Origin of the sequence: Cohnella sp. GCM10027633 (assembly GCF_042675445.1) — a bacterium.
Taxonomy (GTDB): domain Bacteria; phylum Bacillota; class Bacilli; order Paenibacillales; family Paenibacillaceae; genus Cohnella.
This window is the reverse complement of sequence record NZ_JBHTGV010000010.1, coordinates 152,927-167,709: the sequence shown is the minus strand read 5'-3', so window position 1 is coordinate 167,709 and position 14,783 is coordinate 152,927. Positions and strand designations below refer to the sequence as shown.

At 60.2% G+C, this 14,783-nt stretch carries 8 protein-coding genes; all 8 read left to right on the top strand.

What is annotated here, in order from left to right; translation table 11 throughout:
- Window positions 1-67: 67 nt before the first annotated feature.
- The 8 genes from ACFQZG_RS20365 (at window position 68) to ACFQZG_RS20330 (ending at window position 14,705) form a co-directional block, all read left to right on the top strand.
- Window positions 68-3,436, top strand: a complete 3,369-nt coding sequence (locus ACFQZG_RS20365) for an S-layer homology domain-containing protein (protein ID WP_378155838.1) — start codon at window positions 68-70, stop codon at window positions 3,434-3,436.
- A 183-nt stretch (window positions 3,437-3,619) separates the two neighbouring features.
- A complete protein-coding gene (locus tag ACFQZG_RS20360) occupies window positions 3,620-5,398 on the top strand; it encodes a cache domain-containing sensor histidine kinase (RefSeq protein ID WP_378155836.1) in 1,779 nt (592 codons plus the stop codon).
- Window positions 5,395-7,008, top strand: a complete 1,614-nt coding sequence (locus ACFQZG_RS20355; protein ID WP_378155834.1) for a response regulator — start codon at window positions 5,395-5,397, stop codon at window positions 7,006-7,008. Before ACFQZG_RS20360 ends, ACFQZG_RS20355 begins: the two co-directional genes overlap by 4 nt.
- 130 nt (window positions 7,009-7,138) lie before the next feature.
- Entirely contained in the window at window positions 7,139-8,563 is a 1,425-nt protein-coding gene (locus ACFQZG_RS20350) for an ABC transporter substrate-binding protein (protein ID WP_378155832.1), read from the top strand.
- A gap of 96 nt (window positions 8,564-8,659) precedes the next feature.
- Window positions 8,660-9,556 (top strand): carbohydrate ABC transporter permease, encoded by an 897-nt coding sequence (locus ACFQZG_RS20345; RefSeq protein WP_378155830.1) that lies wholly within the window; start codon window positions 8,660-8,662, stop codon window positions 9,554-9,556.
- An 11-nt stretch (window positions 9,557-9,567) separates the two neighbouring features.
- Complete coding sequence (locus tag ACFQZG_RS20340; RefSeq protein WP_378155828.1) at window positions 9,568-10,461, top strand: carbohydrate ABC transporter permease; 894 nt, start codon at window positions 9,568-9,570, stop codon at window positions 10,459-10,461.
- A gap of 12 nt (window positions 10,462-10,473) precedes the next feature.
- Window positions 10,474-11,484 carry a glycoside hydrolase family 130 protein gene (locus ACFQZG_RS20335; RefSeq protein WP_378155826.1) on the top strand — a complete coding sequence of 337 codons (1,011 nt, stop codon included), beginning with the start codon at window positions 10,474-10,476 and terminating at the stop codon, window positions 11,482-11,484.
- 14 nt (window positions 11,485-11,498) lie between these two features.
- Window positions 11,499-14,705 carry a glycosyl hydrolase gene (locus ACFQZG_RS20330; protein ID WP_378155824.1) on the top strand — a complete coding sequence of 1,069 codons (3,207 nt, stop codon included), beginning with the start codon at window positions 11,499-11,501 and terminating at the stop codon, window positions 14,703-14,705.
- Window positions 14,706-14,783 lie beyond the last annotated feature (78 nt).

Below are 14,783 nucleotides of genomic sequence, written 5' to 3'. Positions count from 1 at the left end.
ATTAAGTTCTAGATAATCTAATCGTCCGAGTAGATTCAATTACATTCCAGGACGGTGATCGTAACAGATGAAGAAGAAAAATTGGCTGATCTTGTTCGTGGCATTCTTGCTGCTGACCACGCAAGCGCAGCTGGTATCCGCGCTCGCGCCTGTTGCCGAGGTGTACTACAATCCCGGAGCGAGTACTTACAACTCCAGCAATTTCGAAGCGAAGCTGACCGCAGCGATCAAGACGAAGCTGACTGCCGCGGGCATTAATCCGAAATATGCGTCGATCATGGACGCAAGTGCCAACAAGGCTAGCGTTACGGATGCGACTTACGTGCATCAAGGTAACGATAGCTGGTATGGCTTTGGTTTCACGCCGGAGGTAGTGACGGCCGACGAAAGCCACGTTCAACTGCTGAACGAAGGAAAAACGGTCGCGTTTTACGGCTACACTAAGCCCGGCTATAACGATTTCATGCTGACGAGCGGCAACCCGACCGGCAAGAAGATCATTACATTCGATATGGACGAGTCCAAAGTCGATTATCATAGTATGGAGGGCGGAGGATTCCTCTTCAACTCCAAGATCGATGCTACGGGAAAATTGAGCGGTAATGCGATTTTGTACGTGTCTAACGGTATCAGGGTTTTTAGGATCGATAACGTGGACGCAAACATGTTCCATAATGAAACAAATTATGCTTCATTGGACCTGATTCCAGGCGTAAAGTTATTAAAATCTTTTACCAAAAGCGATAATGCCCAACAACATGCGATTAAAATCATCGCAACTTATGAGGAATTAAACATGTGGGACAATGGGGCCCATATTATTGAAAATTTGGATCTAAAAAAAGATGTAACTAATGCACCTGTAACACCTATTACCGGAGAAGAATTCGGACCGATTGTCAGTCATATAAACCATGGTTGCCAGATCATCTCGATCTTCACGTACGACAACATGAAGCTGTACTCGACTTCCAGCAAGGAGATCGGCGAAGCTGCGGAAGAAATCATCTGGGAATCTACGTCTCCTTATCGCTATGTGGTAGACTTCAACGATGACCAAGACGATTACTTGGACGGCGGAACGAACCAAGAGGATTTGACGGAATCGCTCAATGATAATTCCGCGTACTATTTCGGGGTAACGGACTCGGTGTATAATGCCGTTTATAATCCCAATACCATTCCATTCCTCGGCGGATTGAACCCAGGCGGTATTCTCGTCAATTCGAGCCAATCCGAGGACGATATTATTAATCAAATTGCTACCAAAATCGCAGATGATATCATCAGCAAGAAGCCTGCCATCGATGCCATCGAAGCGGCAGAAGCGATTACGGAAATCGAGTATACACCCGGCGACACCAAGAACTCGGTTAAGAACAATGTTATCTTGAAAAATAGCGATAACGTAACGACCGTATGGTCCTCCGATCAACCGACCATAATCAAGCCAGACGGTACGGTGACTAGGCCGTTCAACTCGCAAGGCGGCACTTATGTGACGCTGAAAGCGACCATTACGCAAGATGCACTCGTCAGCGAGAAGACCTTTACGGTGTTCGTACCCGCTGTCGCTTTGTCGGCAGAGGCCGGGGACGAGAAAGTGACATTGAACTTCCCGGCTAAGACGGGGGCTAGCAGCGTTGTTGTTGAAGTCTCGACGGACGGCATCACGTTCGTACCTGCTACAACGACTGAGACGCTGGATGCAACTTCCACGAGCGCAACGGTAACCGGCTTGACGAATGGAACAACATACTATTTCCAATTAAAAGTCGTAGGTGGAACGTCCGCAGGAACTTCGGATGAGGTTCAAGCAACCCCGTCCAAACCTGTATCCGATCTAACCGCAACCGCGGGCAACAGCAAAGTTACCTTGAACTTCCCGGCGCTGACGGGCGCCGACGACGAAGATATCGTCGTCGAAGTATCGACGGACGGTACTACGTTCACGCCTGCCACGACGACGGCAGCGCTGGACGCGACGTCCACGAGCGCGACGGTTGACAACTTGACGAACGGCACGACCTACTACTTCCGCTTGAACGTCGATTCGGGCGCGCGCGCCGGCTTGTCCAACGTGGTAGAAGTCAAACCGAGGGCTCCTTCGGCTCCGCCGGTTGAGACCATGGACACGAAGGTTACCGTAACGCACAAGTCGAACGGCGAAGAGGTCGTTCAGGATAAGATCACCAAGATCGTCGGAGAAGACCTCAAGGTATCCGGCAAAATCTTATCGGCCGACGGCAAGGTGCTGGATCTGCCGGCAATCGAAATGAACGCGGACGGCTCCTTCAAGCTACCGAAGCTGCCGACGGGCGAATACACCGTGTCCTTGAACGTCTTCGCTCCGAACGGAGAGAAGCTCGCGGGACCGGTAGGCAAGCTTAAGGTAGACGGCAGCGGAGTCGCCAGCATGGAAGTCGAATTGGTCGACCCGTACGGAACCATCGTGGATACGTTGACGGGGCAACCGTTGAAGGACGCAACGATGAAGCTGTACTGGGCGGACACGGAGCTGAACCGCTCCAAAGGCAAAGTACCGGGAACGCTGGTCGAGCTCCCTGAGCTGCCGAAGTTCCCGCCGAACAAAAACCATAATCCGCAAATCAGCACGGAAACGGGCGAGTACGGGTGGATGGTATTCGCGGACGGAGATTACTACTTCACGTCCGAGAAAGACGGATACGTCATCTTCGACAGCCGCAACGATACCCGCGAAGAGAAATTCGGACCGGACAGCTACATTCGCAACGGCGTGATCCACGTCGGTCAGACCATCGTGCAGTTCAGCTTCCCGCTGCAGGCGAAGGTCGTTTCATCCGGCGAGCACAGCCCGTACATGTTGGGATATCCGGACGGCAACTTCCATCCGGAGTACGGCATTACCCGCGCGGAAGTCGCGGCGATTCTCCAACGGTTGTACGCGGCAGGCAAGACCGCTACGGCGTCCTATGCCGACGTGAACGCGAAGCATTGGGCTTCCGAAGCCATCGCGGTAGCGACCCGCAACGGTTGGATGATCGGAACCGGCAACGACAAGTTCGAGCCTAGCCGCAAAGTGACTCGCGCGGAATTCGCGCAGATCTTGCTCAACTTGAACAAGTGGAAGACCGCAGGCGCAAGCGGATATTCCGACACCGCGGGACACTGGGCGGACAAAGCGATCGGCGCGGCTAAGCAAGAAGGTCTCCTGTTCGACTTCACGGAAGATACCTTCAGCCCGAACCAAGCGCAAACCCGTCTGGAAGCGATCCGCATCTTCAACAAAATGCTGAATCGCCAACCGTGGGAAGTATCCGTCGCGCAGCGTTGGAAAGACGTGGCGGGCGGCAACGAACACTACGCGGATATTATGGAAGCTTCGGTACCGCACGCATACGACCTGTATACGAACGGATACGAAGCTTGGAAAGACGCTCCGCAAGGTCAATAACCTTCGAGCAGCAAGGGCCGGGAGGTCGCCGATAAGGCGACTGTCCCGGTCTTTTTTTTGCGATCCTAGGTGCGGTAAAACGAATATCGAGGGACAAAATCCGCATCGATTGCCCGCCCCCCGTATCCAACGCGAGGAGCGTTCCTATACACTGGAATCAGGCATAGACGGGAGGACGACGAGTTGAGACACGCACTGTATAAGCGCTCCTTCGGCACGAGAATCTGGCTGTCGTTCCTGTTGCTCATCTCGATCTCGATTCTGGCGACGGGCTGGGCATCCTATCGGATCGCCGCGGACACGCTGAAGAAGAACGCGCTGCAGATGAGCCAGGAATCGGTCAACAAATCCGCGCAGATCCTCGACGAGAAGCTGCAGAAAATCGCGGTGTCGATGATGTCGCTCATGATGAGCGATTCGTTCCACGACGCGATGGACGACGCGAACGCGCGGGACGCGAGCCAATATTACTTGCATCTGTCGAATCTGCAACCGGTATTCTCCCAGCTGCTGTTCAACGAGCCGATCATCCGCAGCTTGCTGCTGTCGACGAGAATCGGCGATTTCTATCCGACGAACAACGTGCGAGTGCCTGGCTATTCGTTCTACGATACGCCGATCTATAAGGAAATGAAGCAGAATCGACGAGCGATATGGCTGGAGGCGCACCAGGACCCGTTCTTCACGGGCAAGGACCGGGTGCTGTCGCTCGTCATGGAAGGCGTCATGAACTACCCGCTGAACGACGTCTACATCATGGTGAACATCAAGGAGAAGGATCTCGTCTCGCTGCTCGAATCGAACCTGTCCCGAGACTCCGGCCCGATCTTCATGCTGAATTCGTCAGGGCAACCGGTCATGAACGCTTCCGTGCCCGGCGGCATCCATTACGCAGACGTGCAGGACGCGCTTGCCCGAACCGATCCGTCCGGCAAAAGCGAGAGCGGCGCGTTCGAATACGACGTCGACGGCGCGACTTACTTGGTCAATTATTACCGATCGCAGCTCGTGCCGGATTGGGTCGTCTACCGGATGCAGTCCGAAGGCGCGCTGTTGTCGCAAGCGACCGCCATCAAGTGGGCGGCGATCACGATCGTGAGCGTGTTCGGCGTCGTGGCGCTCGTGTTCTCCAACGTGCTCGCCCGGTTGCTCACGAGACCGCTCGCCAAGCTGGCGAAGCTCATGACGCGCGTCGAGACGGAGGACGACCTGGGAACGCGTTACCGAAGCCACTCCGACGACGAAGTCGGGATGGCCGGAGTCGCGTTCAACCGGATGCTCGACCGGATCGAGAAGCTGATCGGCGACATGCGGGAAGCCGAGCAATCGAAGCGCAAGGCGGAGATGAAGGCGCTCACCGCCCATATCGATCCGCACTTCTTCTATAACGCGCTGCACACCGTCTATTGCAAGTCGGTGCTCGGGGAGAACGAGCAAGTGAACCGGATGATCATCGCGCTGTCCGACATGTTCCGGCTCGGATTGAACAACGGGGAGGACATGACGACGCTGGAGGCGGAGCTCGAACACGTTCGGCAATATTTGACGATCCAGCAGGGCTGTTACGAAGAGTTGTTCGAATACGAGATCGAGGCCGCTCCGAACGTACCGCTGCAGCATCCGGTGCTGAAGCTCGTGCTTCAACCGCTCGTGGAGAATAGCATTCTGCACGGCTTCCGCGAGCGCACCGAAGGCGGATTCATCCGCGTCGAGGCGACGGCGGACGAGCGCTTCCTCTATCTCATCGTCGCGGATAATGGAGACGGCTTCGATCCGGCGGCGAAGGCGCAAGAGAGCTCGGAGCAGGAGCCCAAGCGCAGCGGCGGCTACGCGCTCCGGAACATCGCCGAGCGGCTAGCGCTGTACGAGGACAAGCAAGCCGGCCTGCTCGTGGAGAGCACGCCGGGACGAGGGACGACGGTTACCGTTACGATACCGCGAGAGGGAGGCGTATGGGCATGACTGCGACAGCCACCATGGTCGTCATCGACGACATCCGCAGCGTCGTGGAGATGATCGCGACGAAGATCGATTGGGAGAGCCACGGCATCGAGGTCGTCGGCCGAGCGGGGGACGGCGAACAAGGCTTCGCGCTCGTCGAGAGTCTGCGGCCGAACATCGTGCTGACGGATATTCGGATGCCGAAGCTGGACGGCTTGCGGATGACGGAGCGCATTATGCAGGTCTTACCCGACTGCAAAGTCATCATACTTAGCGGGTATACCGACTTCGAATACGCGAGGCAGGCAGTGCGGCTCGGCGCGCTCGACTTCGTCAAGAAGCCGTTCACCGTTCGGGAGATCGAGGGCGCCGTCCTGAAGGCGAAAGAAGCGTGGATGGAGGAGGAACGGCAGCGGGCATCGGTCGACCGGCTGAACCGGCAAGTCAAGGAGAGCATGCCGGCGCTGCGGCAGGAGCATCTGAACATGCTCGTGCAATCGCAATCGTCGCCCGCGAAGGCGAGCGAGCTATGGCGGTTCCTCGAGCTCGGATTCGAACCGGAAGGCGTCGCGGTCGCGGTCGCCGAGATCGACGACTACGAGCGCAAGTACGCCGGCCAATCGGCGCACGTCATCGAGCTCGTCCGCTTCTCGCTGCAGAACGTGCTCGAGGAGACGATCGGCGGACGCGCGCGGGGGACGCTGTTCCGGGAGTCCCGGAGCCGGTTCGTGTTGCTGCTGAGCGCCGGCTCCGCGGAGGAGGCGCTGTCGATCGCGGAAGCCTGCTGCGCCAACATCGAGCGGTTCACGAAGTTTACGGTGTCGATCGGCGTAGGCGGGGCGACGGAGACAATCGGGGATTTGCCGGACCGGTATCGCCAAGCATGCGCGGCGCTGTCCTACCACTTCTACACCGGCGGCAACGCCGTATTCCACTACGAGGCGATCGAGCGCAAGGAAATCGCGCGACCAGCCTATTCGTTCAAGACGGAGGAGAAGCTCGTGTTTGCGCTTCAATCGGGCAACGCCGCGATGGTGTTAGACACGCTCGACGGCCTGATCGGCGAGCTGAAGGAACAGCGGCCGCTGCCCGATCCGGGGCAGGTGAGCGGCTTGTTCCAGCTATGGGCGTCGGTCGTCTACCGGACGCTGCTCGAGATCGTTCCTTCCGGGCTGCTCTCGCCGGTCGAAGAGCGGCTGTTGCCGATCCGCACGCGGTCCGACTTGCCGTTGCACGAGCTGCGGTCGCTTATCCGGGAGGCGGCGTCCGAAGGGTGCCGGCTCGTGCTGGAGGAGCGGCGCAACGAATCCGGGAAGCAGATCGGGAAGGCGATCGCCTACATCCGGGGCCATCTCGGCGAGGAGCTGACCGTCGACCGCTGCGCGAAGGTCGTTAACCTAAGCGGAGGCTACTTCGCGAACTTGTTCAAGAAGGAGACCGGCATGACCGTCGTTCAGTTCGTGACGCAGGAGCGAATCGAGCAAGCGAAGAAGTTGCTCGCCCTGGACGTGCCCGTCCAGAACATCGCACAGCAGCTCGGCTACGAGCACCGGCGATACTTCAGCGACGTGTTCAAGAAGCACACGGGCATGACGCCGAGCGAATTCAAGGACCACTACCGGTTCGGATGAACGGATGCCGCAATCGATTCGGATTTCTGCCCTAGTCGTCGGGATCGCCACATTATGTAGCGGCGCGATGCCTTATATACTGAACTTGCAAGCGAATCCTGACGGACCAGACAAGGGGAGGAAGACGACAATGAATCGCAATCGCAAAGTAATCGGACTCGCGCTCGGACTCGCGCTTACGCTGCCGCTCGCGGCGTGCGGCAACAACAACGGCAACAACGGAGAAGCAGGGGCATCCAGTCCCGCAAGCTCGTCGGCCGCTCCTTCGGCAAGCGCGCCGGCATCCCAGCCGAGCGGCGAGAAGACGAAGCTGACGTACATGACCGGCGACCGCCACGACGCGGATTACATCAAGGGCGTCATCGAGAAGTTCAACCAGACGAACCAAGACAACATCGAGGTCGAGCTCGTCGTGAAGACGGAAGAATACGACCAGGCGATCGACATCTCGTTCGTGAGCAACCAGGCTCCGGATATTTTCCGCGCTAAGGAGAACACGATCCAGACTTACTATAAGAAAAACTATATCGAGCCGCTCGACGCGTACTTGACCGACGACCTGAAGGGCAAGTTCCCGCAGTTGGACCAGTTCAACACCTTCGACGGCAAAATGTACAGCCTGCCGAACTACGGCTCGACGATGCGCCTCGTATACAACAAAGACCTGTTCGCCAAGGCGGGCATCGCGGAACCGCCGAAGACGATCCAAGAGATGGTCGACGCGGCCAAGGCGATCACGGCCGTCGGCAAGGCAGACGGTGCGTACGGCTTCGCGCTTAACTTCAAGAGCCCGGGCAGCGCGCTCGGCCGTTCCGCCCGCGTCATCGCGGAAGTGAGCGGCATCGGCGGCTTCGGCTACGACTTCAAGACGGGACGCTACGACTTCTCCGGCTTCAAGCCGATCATGGACGCGTTCAAGCAGATGAAAGACGACGGCAGCATGCTGCCGGGCGTCGAATCGCTCGACATTGATCCGCTTCGCGCCCAATTCGCGGAAGGCAAGATCGGCATGTACCTGAGCTTCTCGTCCGAGCCGGGCGTGTACAAGAACCAGTTCCCTGCGAAGATGGAATGGGCGGCGGCGCCGGCTCCGACGATCGACGGCACGGTCAAGGGCGCTTCCGGCTTCCTCGGCGGCCAATGGCTCGTCATGAGCGCGCAATCGAAGAATAAGGACGCGGCGTGGAAGTTCATGCAGTACATGTACAGCGACGAAGTGCTGACCGGGTACCACGAAGGCGGCTTCGGCATCTCGATGGTACCGCATATCGCCAAAGTCGCGAAGGCTCCGGAGATTAACGGCATCGAAGGCTTCCTGCCGACGAAGATCGACGGCATCTGGCCGCTCTACCCGGCGGTTACGGTCGAGGGTGCGACCCACAACGACGAGTTCTTCAAGTACATGATGCAAGGCGGTGACTTCGACGCGCTCGCCAAGAAGCTGAACGACCTGTACAACGCGGCGCTCGACAAGGCGAAGGCGAACGGCGAAGTGAAAGCCGAGCCGATGCCGGACTTCGATCCTGCCCAACTGCTAGGCCAATTCGGCGAATAAGCTTCACCGGAAGAGGAGGGACCGGCAAGGTCCCTTCTTCCGTCTCATCGCACGACAGCATGTCAGCATGACAACCGTCTGAAGGAGTGAACCGGAATGAATCGCATGCAACGGCTTACGAACGGATACGGCTTCATCCTGCCGAGTCTGATTCTCACCCTTGCGCTGGGCGTCTACCCGATCTTGTGGGCGTTCCGGTATATGTTCTTCGATTACAAAGGATACGGCGTCGCCCGCTACGTCGGACTGGACAACTTCGAGCGGCTGTGGCGCGACGAGCAGTTCTGGAACGCGGTGCAGAATACGTTCGTCTACGCCGGCGGCAAGCTGCTGATCACGATTCCGCTCGCGCTCGTGCTCGCCGTCGTGCTCAATCGCAAGTTGCCTGGACGAGGCCTGCTGCGGGCGATCTACTTCATGCCGACCGTCATCAGCACGGCCGTCATCGCGGTCGTCTTCTTCCTCATTTTCAACTCGTATAACGGCATCCTTAACCAGATGCTGCTCAAGTCGGGCATCGTCTCGGAGTCCGTCGACTGGCTCGGCGTCGATCTCGCGATGCCGACGATGATCCTGATCGCCGCTTGGGGCGCGTTCGGCAACTATATGCTGCTGTTCCTCGCGGGGCTGCAGAGCATCCCGGAAGATATGTACGAAAGCGCCTCGCTGGACGGCGCGACCGCCGTTCAGCAGTTCCGATACATTACGGTGCCGATGCTCGGTCCCGTCATGCAGATGATCGTCATGCTCGCCATCATCAACTCTCTCAAAGGCTACGAGAGCATCATGGTTCTCACCGAGGGAGGGCCGATCGGCAAGACGGACGTCATGTTCCTGTACGTCTACAAGCTGCTGTTCCCGGTATCGACCGGCTCGGTCGTCGAGCAGCAGATCGGCTACGGCAGCGCGGTCGGCTTCGCCAGCGCCATTATCGTCGGGCTGATCACGATCGTCTACTTCCGGCTGTCGAAGCGGCTTCAACAAGTTTACTAGGAGGTTGACCGATGTCCTACCCAACAACAGCGACCGTTCCATCGACCGCGCGGGCGACAAGCGCCGTCGCCTCCGTCAGGCGGGCCGTCTCTAGAGTCGTCATCTGGGCGCTGCTGATCGCGACCGCGCTGCTCGTGCTGTTCCCCGTCGTCATCGCGCTGCTCGGCTCGTTCAAGACGAACGCGGAGCTGACGGCGGGCGCCACGCTGCTGCCTTCCGATTGGCAACTCGAGAACTACGCGCACGCGTGGAAGGAAGCGAACTTCGCCCGCTATACGTGGAACAGCACGTTCGTCTCCGTCGCGACGACCGTCATGACGCTGCTCGTCGCCTCGATGGCGGCGGTCGCGGTGGACCGATTGCATTTTCCCGGCAAAAAAATATTCGTCGCGATCCAGGCGGCCACGATGTTCGTGTCCGTTGGAGCCGTCGTGCTTCGTCCGCAGTTCGAGCTGATGGTCGACTTGAAGCTTCACACGTCGCTATGGGGCGTCATTCTCATTCTCATCAGCGCGCACGCGGCGGCCTTCTTCATGCTGCTGAGCTTCATGAAGGCGATCCCGCGCGACCTCGACGAGGCGGCGATGATCGACGGCGCCAGCTTCGCGCGCACGTACCGGTCGGTATTGCTGCCGTTGCTGCTGCCGGGCCTCGGCGTCGCCGGACTGTTCGCGTTCCGCGGCGCTTGGAACGAGTTCATCCTGCCGCAGGTGTTCACGCTGAACTCTCCGGAGCTGCAGACGCTGACGGTCGGCCTGGCCGCGCTTCGCTACGGCTCGTCCGCCGCGACCCAGACCCATCTCATGATGGCGGGAGCCAGCTTGTCGATGCTTCCGCTGCTGCTGCTCTACGCGCTCGCCAATCGCACGTTCATGCAAGTTACCGCAGGTTCAGTCAAAGGATAGGAGAGATCGTACATGAGTCAACTTCCATCGCGAGTCGGGCCGCTATCTTCCAGTCCCGTCGTTCATCGTCACCCCGCCAATCCGATTCTGACGCCTTCCCAAGTGCCGTACAATCCGGCGCTCGTCTTCAACGCAGGCGTCTGCAAGTTCCAAGGCCGCTACGTTATGGTGTTCCGCAACGATTACGGCGACGCGGGTGCGTATACGCTCGAACCGCATCATACGACCGACCTCGGCCTCGCGTTTAGCGACGACGGCATCCATTGGAATGTCGAGCCGGAGCCGTGCTTGAAGCTGCGCGACGAGGAGATCGTGCGCGTGTACGACCCGCGTCTTACGGTCATCGACGGGCGCTGTTACCTGTGCTTCGCGGTAGATACGAAGCACGGCATCCGCGGAGGCATCGCCGTCACGGACGACTTCCGCAGCTTCGAGGTGCTCAGCTTGTCGCTGCCGGATAACCGCAACATGGTGCTGCTGCCGGAGAAGGTGAACGGCAACTTCGTCCGTCTGGAGCGTCCGTTCACCGTCTATAGCCGGGGCGGCGTCGACCGGTTCGACATGTGGCTGTCCGAATCGCCCGACCTCGTCTACTGGGGCAAATCCCGTCTCGTGCTCGCGGTCGAGCAAGTGCCGTTCGCGAACGACAAGATCGGCCCGGCCGCGCCGCCCGTCAAGACGAAGCACGGCTGGCTGACGACGTTCCACGCGGTCGACCGCGACGAGACGCGGGGCAAGAACGGCTGGGAAGACAGCTGGAAGAAACGGTATACGGCAGGCATCATGCTGCTGGATTTGCACGAACCGCATAAGGTGATCGGCATGTGCGAGACGCCGCTGTTGGCGCCTGAGGCTCCGTACGAAGTGGATGGCGGCTTCCGGGACCACGTGATTTTCCCGGGCGGCATGGTACTCGAGGAGAACGGCGAGGTCAAGCTATACTACGGGGCCGGCGATGCGGTCGAATGCTTGGCGACGGCTCACGTGGACGAACTGGTCGCCCTCTGCCTGAAGGGCGAATAGGGGGCTTGGCCGATATGGGATCGCGATTGGAGTTGGAGCAAGCGTTCCGCGAGCCGCCGGCTTCTCACCGGCCGCCCGCGTTCTGGGTATGGAACGACGACATGAACGAAGCGCTCATTCGGGAGCAACTGGAGCAGTTGAAGTCTCACGGCTTCGGCGGCGCGTTCGTTCATCCGCGGCCGGGACTCGTCACCGAGTATCTCGGCGACGAATGGTTCGCCTTATGGCGGTTCGCGCTGGAGGAGGCCGAGCGGATCGGCATGCCGCTATACATCTACGACGAGAACTCGTATCCGTCCGGCTTCGCCGGCGGGCACGTGCCCGCGGAGCTGCCGGATTGCCTCGCGAACGCCGTGATCATGAAGGAACTGTCGCTCTCGGAGCTTGCGGCGTCGTTGCCGGCGGCTTCCGGGACGCTCAACCGGCCGGGCCATCCGATTCGCGCTTTCGCGATTACAAGGGATGGCGGGGGCGTAGGTGGCGTTGGCGGCGCGACGACGGTCGTCCGAGACGTGACCGACTTGCCGTTCGCTGAGTGGAGCGCCTATTCGGACAGGTTCCTGCTGTACGAGATCGGGTTCCCGGAGACGAACTCGTGGCTCGGCGGGTTCGCCTATACGGACCTGCTGCGTCCGGAAGTGGCGGAGCTGTTCCTGAAGACGACGTACGACGCGTACCGGGAGCGGTTCGGCGACAAGTTCGGCGATCGAATCCCTGCGATCTTCACGGACGAACCGGAGATCTCTCCGGGGAACCTGTTCCAGATGGCGGGGGCGAACTTCCTGCCTTTCAGCTATTGGTTCGGAGGGGAATTCCAGGCTCGCAACGGGTACGATGTGAAGGATTACTTCCCATGCCTGTTCGTCGACGTGACGGAAGGCTCGTTCGACCGCGATCCGCGCAAAGTCCGCTACGACTTCTACGATACGGTGCGCGAGCTGTGGACGAACAACTTCCTGCGGCCGATCTCGGCCTGGTGCGACAAGCACGGCATCGCGTGGACCGGCCATTACCTGGAGCACAACTGGCCATACCCGTGGGGCCGGACGTCGCCGTCGGTCATGTCGCTGTACGAGTACATGCAATGGCCCGCGATCGATATCCTGCGTTCGAACATGTTGCGGCAGCCGGGCTTCGAAGGGACGGAGATGCTGACGCTCGCCGTTCGCGAGGCGCATAGCGCCGCCAACCAGTTCGGACGGGAGCGGGTGCTGTGCGAGGCGTACGGCGCGGGCGGCTGGGACTCGGACTTCCGCGACTACAAGCGGATGGGCGACTGGCTGTTCGCGCACGGCATCAACTGCCTGACGCCGCACCTGACGCTCGGCACGATCGTCGGCGCGCGCAAGCGGGACCATCCGCAGTCGTTCGATTGGCGCCAGCCGTGGTGGGACGAGTATGCGCGGCTGAACGGCTACTTCGGACGGCTGTCCGCCACGCTGTCGCAAGGGAAGACGAATAACGCGGTGCTGCTGCTGAATCCGAGCACGAGCGGCTATTTGGAGACGCCGTCCTCGCAGAGCGGAGAGCTGCGGACGAACGATCCGCCGAAGCATCCGGACATGGGGCGGTACTTGCATACCGCGCTGGCGTTGTGCGACGGCCTGGTTAATTACGACTTGGGCGACGAGTTCATCATGGAGCGGCACGGCGACGTCGAAGGGCGCCTTATGGTCGTCGGCGAAGGCCGCTACGACGTGGTTATCTATCCGGATCGGATGGATACGATGAAGGCGTCTACGCTGCGGCTGCTGGAGCGGTTCCTGCAAGCCGGCGGCACGGTACTGGCGATGGGCGAGCCGAGCGTGCGCGTGGACGGCGAGAAGAGCTTGGCAGGCGCGGCGCTAACCGACTATGCGGGCTGGGAGCGCATCGCGGACGCGGAGACGCTGATCGGCCGCGTGCGCGAGCTCGTGCCTTCGCGGCTTGCTTGGCGGGACGGCGCGGCGGTGCCGCGGGGCGTCCATTACTTGCGGCGCGATCTGCCGGAAGGCGGCGCGATGGTGTTCGTCGCCAACAGCGCGCCGAGCCCGGTCCGCGAGAAGCTCCTCGTGCGCGGTTCTCGCCTCGAGCTGTGGGATCCGTGGACGGGCTCGGCGAGGGAGACGGCGTGCCGGGTAAACGGAGAGTGGCTAGAGCTGGACGTCGATCTGTCGGAGGAGGGCTCGTTGCTGCTTCGGGTGTACGAAGACGGGGAAGCGGCGGTCGAGAGCGTTCCGGCGGTTGTTATAACTGATTCTGTTCGCCGCCAACTCCCGCTGACCGGACCGACCGTCGCTACCGCCGAGCAAGACAACATGCTCGTCATCGATTATTGCGACGTATCCGTAGGCGGCAAGCGGTACGAAGGCATTCACGTGCTCCAAGCCCAACACAAAATCTACGAAGCCCACGGCTTCGACAACAACCCGTGGGACAACGCCATCCAGTTCAAGCGCCGATTGGTCGATCGCAACCGGTTTGCCGCGGGAAGCGGGTTCGAAGCGACGTTCCGGTTCGCGGTCGACGCAGACGCGGCGCCGGAGCGGCTCGTGCTGTGGGTGGAGCGGGGCGACCTTTACCGGCTCGAGGTGAACGGCCAGCAGGCGGAGTGGTCCGCCGGGCTGCGTTCGTCGCTCGACCACCATCTCGTCGGCGCGGATATCGCGAAGTTCGCCGTTCCCGGGGACAATGAAGTCACGTTGCGCGCGCAACCTTTCGACCTCTTCATGGAGCTGGAGGAAGTGCGGCTCGAGGGTTCTTTCTCCGTCAACGCGCGGGCGGGGCGGTGGACGATCGGGCGCGAACAGCCGCTCGCCATAGGCTCATGGTTGGCGCAAGGCCGGCCGTTCTACGGCGGCGGCGCGACATTCGAGGCGCGGGTGCGCATCGAGGATGTCGCGGCGGGCGGTTATGCGGTCCGGCTACCGAGCTGGGCAGGAACGGTCGCCTCGCTGCACGTCAACGGCGCGTACGTTGGACTGTTCGGAGCCGGCCAAGGAGACGAGCTAGACTTCACGAGGTTCGCCATCGCGGGCGATAATGGCATTCGGGTGCGGCTCAGTGGGAGCTTCCGCAACGTGCTCGGGCCGTTCCACGATCCGCTCCGCACGCGCAAGACGGCATGGCCGAGCAACTGGAAGAAGGGGCCGGCGTTCGGGCCGCCTCCGGCGGAAGCGTATGACTTGCTGGACTATGGGTTGTTCGGCGAGATCGAGGTTATCGCGAGGAATCGGGAATAGCATATAGGCACGAATGAGGCCGGCCGTCGAGAGACGGGCCGGCCCTGTTGTCTTCCCGCCCCGGGATGTCTTATGATT

What these genes read in the sequence shown, in the direction of transcription:
- ACFQZG_RS20335 (WP_378155826.1), top strand. Translation starts at nt 10,474, where the DNA reads ATGAGTCAACTTCCATCGCGAGTCGGGCCGCTATCTTCCAGTCCCGTC.
- ACFQZG_RS20330 (WP_378155824.1), top strand. Translation starts at nt 11,499, where the DNA reads ATGGGATCGCGATTGGAGTTGGAGCAAGCGTTCCGCGAGCCGCCGGCT.
- ACFQZG_RS20350 (WP_378155832.1), top strand. Translation starts at nt 7,139, where the DNA reads ATGAATCGCAATCGCAAAGTAATCGGACTCGCGCTCGGACTCGCGCTT.
- ACFQZG_RS20345 (WP_378155830.1), top strand. Translation starts at nt 8,660, where the DNA reads ATGAATCGCATGCAACGGCTTACGAACGGATACGGCTTCATCCTGCCG.
- ACFQZG_RS20365 (WP_378155838.1), top strand. Translation starts at nt 68, where the DNA reads ATGAAGAAGAAAAATTGGCTGATCTTGTTCGTGGCATTCTTGCTGCTG.
- ACFQZG_RS20340 (WP_378155828.1), top strand. Translation starts at nt 9,568, where the DNA reads ATGTCCTACCCAACAACAGCGACCGTTCCATCGACCGCGCGGGCGACA.
- ACFQZG_RS20355 (WP_378155834.1), top strand. Translation starts at nt 5,395, where the DNA reads ATGACTGCGACAGCCACCATGGTCGTCATCGACGACATCCGCAGCGTC.